Below are 4,205 nucleotides of genomic sequence, written 5' to 3' on the forward strand. Positions count from 1 at the left end.
AGAATTTTTCTATCTAGTATCTTGATGAAGTTAACCATACCCCGTTTTTATGAAAACTAACAGCAACTTAAGCACTACAAGCATCTGCCTGAATCCCAAAATACAGATTTTTTCTATATAGCATGAATTGATGTGCCAAACTGCAATTCATGTACATATAACCAGTTAAAATTAAAATGCAAAAATCACCATTTCTAGCCTATATACAAGAGTATATGTTGGGGAGACACTATGCTCTTCGTACTACACAGGCGTACATCTATTGGATTCACCAGTACATTCTTTATCATGATAAAAAGCATCCCAGAAGTCTGACGTCGAGGCATGTAGAAGACTTCCTGACGCACTTAGTTGTTGATAGGAAGTCAGCACAGAAAACGCAGAGCCTAGCCCTCAATGCGATAGTCTTTTTATACAAAGAAATCGTTCAGGAACCCATTGAACTTGATATGCAGTTTCGTCGTTCAGACAAATCCCGAAAGTTGCCAACGGTTATGACTCCAGAAGAAATTGGCAGGTTCTTTAACCACTGCTCACCTAACTTCAAATTACCTTACCAATTAATGTATGGGTCAGGCCTACGGTTGATGGAGTGTCTACGCTTACGAATGCAAGACATCGACTATGACTACAAATCAGTGCGAGTGTGGCAAGGAAAAGGAGGAAAGAACCGTATAGTGACAATAGCCCCCGAGCTTTTCCCTTCAATCAAGTTACAACAACAAAAATCCGCAGAATACTATCAGCAAGATATACATGATAAAGCTTTTTCTGGCGTATACCTGCCCGACTCTCTAGCTAAAAAATACCCGAGTGCAGAAAGAAGCTTAAATTGGCAATTTCTTTTTCCTTCTGCTCGTCTGGCACCCGATTTACGAACAGGTGAATTACGCAGGCATCATATTCATCCAACAGCGCTACAAAAACACATTAAGGTCGCTAGCCAAAAAGCCGACATTGAGAAAAACATTTCCTGCCACACTTTAAGGCATTCATTTGCGACGCACCTTCTTCAAAGCGGTGCTGATATTAGAACAGTTCAAGAACAGCTTGGACATACCGATCTAAAAACAACGCAAATATATACCCACATCATAGATAGAGGAGCCAACGGCGTAATTAGTCCACTATCAAAAATATTCGTTAAGTAATTGTCGGGGAATCTCCGGTTCCGAGGTTTCGTAAACTTAGCGGTTAACCACTCACTTACATACCTTTACTTACCAAACCATGAAACTTGCTAAATTAGATGCTGACTTTTACTTATCGCTCTAGCCGTAACTTCAGTATTGTTACGCGCCATCAATGATATACATAAGGAAATGAAAATGAAGCGAATTGAGCAACTACCAATGCCACCCACTTCTGGTGTTTTAGGACATGTGAGCTATTTAAAAAAGTCCAATGTTCATCAGCAAATGTTGTGTTGGATTAAAGAGTACGGTGCTCATTTTCGTTTAAAACTAGGCATGAAAGATGTACTTGTATTGTCTGATGCAGCTCAAATCAAGTCCGTGCTAAAGTCTCGACCTGAGGAGTTTCGCCGCCTAAAGAATATCGAGAGTGTCTTTGATGAAGTCGGTCTTAATGGCGTATTCTCTGCTGAAGAAGAACGTTGGAAGCATCAACGAAAATTAACAGAACCTATGTTTCAGCCGAGTCACCTTAAACATTTTCATCCTCAGTTAAGCGTGATTACAGAGCGCCTAGGAAAGCACTTTGAAATGCTAGCGGAATCAGGAGAAGTGGTCGAACTCGTAACAGAATTTAAAAAATACACGGTTGATGTAACATCTCTGCTAGCGTTCGGGGAAGACTTTAACTCTATAGAACAAACAACTGTGCCACTAAGTAAAAGCTTACAAAACGTATTTCCGGTAATAAATCAACGCTGTAGTTCTCCAATTCCATTGTGGCGTTTTTTCAAAACGAAAAAAGACAAGCTGTTTGATACCAGTTTGGAGGACATTGGGCATTTCGTTTATGGGTGTATTGAAAAACAACGCGCTCGTCTGGTTCACGAACCAGTCCTTAAAGATTCACCAGAGAACATGCTGCAAATCATGTTATTGGAACAAGAACAAGATTCCTCATTAACTGACCAAGATATTATGGCTAATGCGATTACCCTTCTATTAGCGGGTGAAGATACCACAGCGAATACACTGGCATGGATGGCGTTCTTAGTCAGCGGCAATCGCAGTAGTGAGTTGGCCTTACAAGATGAACTTGACGCCCTAGGGAAGAGGAAGGTCTTAGAATGGCCGCTTCCTCGAACACCTTATATGACAGCGGTGATGTATGAAGCGATGCGATTAAAGCCGGTAGCGCCACAACTTTATTTGGAACCCACACGAGACACTCAGATTGGTGACATCGAAGTAAAAAAAGGCACACCTGTTTTTGTAATGCTACACGCGAATGGTTTTGACCCTGATTTATTTGAAGAGCCAACAACGTTTAACCCGAATCGTTGGGTAGAAAAAGATGGCGCTTCCTTCTCTAACCTTCAGCCGTTTGGTGGAGGAGCAAGGCTATGCCCTGGACGCTCATTGGCCATGATGGAAATAAAACTCGCCTTTCATACATTGTTTAAAGAATTCAGCATCGAGCCACAACAAGCCCCTGAAGCTGTGGTTGAACAGTTTGCGTTCACGATGTCTCCTGTTGGGTTTAATGTAAAAATAACCAAGCGAAGTTAGCTTACAAATAGACCTATCGAGAGCCAATGATAAAGCCGAACTATCGGCTTTTTCGTCTATTTCAACTCATCCAACACTTCATAGCATTCAGTGTCTATTTTCAGATAAGTACCTTGATCTAAAGCTATCGTATGAAATTCTGGGTCACCCACATCATTAACCAAATTGACTTCAAGCCAAACTTTGCCAAATTCATCGATATACCAAACTCGCCACAAAAGATTGGACTGTACAAGCAGCTGATAAAACTTATAGGTCATATACAAGTCTGAACCCGCTTTCTGTGATGCTTCAATGAGATCATCAGGAATACTCACGACTTGAACTAAATAATTCACTTCAATCATAAAGCCTCAAATTATTAAATCACTAAAAACCAAGTTACAACAAAACCCAGTGATAGGCACCCTTTCACTACCTATCTCTAACACCCTTCTACGATGCTCTTCAATGGCAGATATGCCATGCCAAGTGTCGTCTATTCGTATATTTTCCCATTATGCTTCAGCCAGCCATGAGCATGGTGATTCCGAGGGTCTTTGTGGGTCCAGTGCATCACGCCACCTTTCTTGTTCCATTCATACTCCCCATAAAATTCAACTCTATCGCCCTTTCTCAATCCCTGAATACGAGGAGCTAAATCAATATTATGTGCCACCAGCAAAGTTTGTCCGCTGTCGAGCCTTAAGATAAACTTCTGATGTCGAGAGCCTTTATTATCGTCTGGAAGTAATCGTGAAACTAAACCCGACCCACGTACTTGAACATCACTTTTGTGATTTTGGTAAGCTTGCTTAAGTCGCGCATCATTGGCCTGAACATGGCTGACACCAAAGCAGAGCAATACCAAAAATAGAGTAATAAACTTTTTCATTCCCTTCACTGCTTTCGTTTCCCTTATTAATTATTTATTTAGGCTACTCACTAAGTATTCATTGCGACAAAAATAGCATAAGTACCGCAACTAACGATTCATTAAAATCAAACTTATTTAATAATTACTCTTGGATTCAAATGCGTAGTACAACACTACTTTGACATTCAACATTTCAATAAAAAGAAGCTTCATTAGGTGACTGACTCTCCACAAATCGATGCGAACCCCTGTGTTTTGTAACCACTTATTACATTGAATTTTTTAAATAAATCCCTACCCAAAAGTATACTGAACGGTGGTCACATTACACAATACTTATCATAGGTAATACGACCATCTACCCTCTTATTCATCACATTTTGGAATGCCAAAATCATTCAATTGAACTCATCAACACAGCTTATTGATTAAGCAATTGAACTCATAACGTAGACCCTGTACGCTTACACTATGCACACGGTTACTTAATGGAGATCACAATGAACGAACTACTGACAAGCGCCATGGAACAGAAACAACGAACAACAGTGACCAGTTTATTCGCAAGGAATGGATTTAAAATCGCAGCCACTGATTTTGATGATGTGACTTTCGAACGTGAAAGCGTATTGGTCAATGTACGATTC

General features: G+C 40.4%; 4 protein-coding genes. 2 read left to right on the plus strand and 2 right to left on the minus strand.

The window, feature by feature from the left end:
* The first annotated feature begins 176 nt into the window (after window positions 1-176).
* Both AB4496_RS17970 and AB4496_RS17975 read left to right on the plus strand, forming a co-directional pair.
* Window positions 177-1,151: an integron integrase gene (locus tag AB4496_RS17970; protein ID WP_102258320.1), complete on the plus strand. Its 975-nt coding sequence runs from the start codon at window positions 177-179 to the stop codon at window positions 1,149-1,151.
* 177 nt (window positions 1,152-1,328) lie between these two features.
* Window positions 1,329-2,702 carry a cytochrome P450 gene (locus AB4496_RS17975; protein WP_102258319.1) on the plus strand — a complete coding sequence of 458 codons (1,374 nt, stop codon included), beginning with the start codon at window positions 1,329-1,331 and terminating at the stop codon, window positions 2,700-2,702.
* Window positions 2,703-2,758: 56 nt separating this feature from the next.
* Here the strand turns inward: AB4496_RS17975 and AB4496_RS17980 are convergent, their stop codons facing one another.
* Window positions 2,759-3,049 carry a hypothetical protein gene (locus AB4496_RS17980; RefSeq protein WP_102258318.1) on the minus strand — a complete coding sequence of 97 codons (291 nt, stop codon included), beginning with the start codon at window positions 3,047-3,049 and terminating at the stop codon, window positions 2,759-2,761.
* 131 nt (window positions 3,050-3,180) lie between these two features.
* Window positions 3,181-3,576 carry a DUF3465 domain-containing protein gene (locus AB4496_RS17985; protein WP_029225537.1) on the minus strand — a complete coding sequence of 132 codons (396 nt, stop codon included), beginning with the start codon at window positions 3,574-3,576 and terminating at the stop codon, window positions 3,181-3,183.
* Between the last annotated feature and the right edge of the window lie 629 nt (window positions 3,577-4,205).

The sequence above is a fragment of the Vibrio sp. 10N.222.46.A1 genome, from assembly GCF_041473595.1.
Taxonomy (GTDB): domain Bacteria; phylum Pseudomonadota; class Gammaproteobacteria; order Enterobacterales; family Vibrionaceae; genus Vibrio; species Vibrio tasmaniensis_A.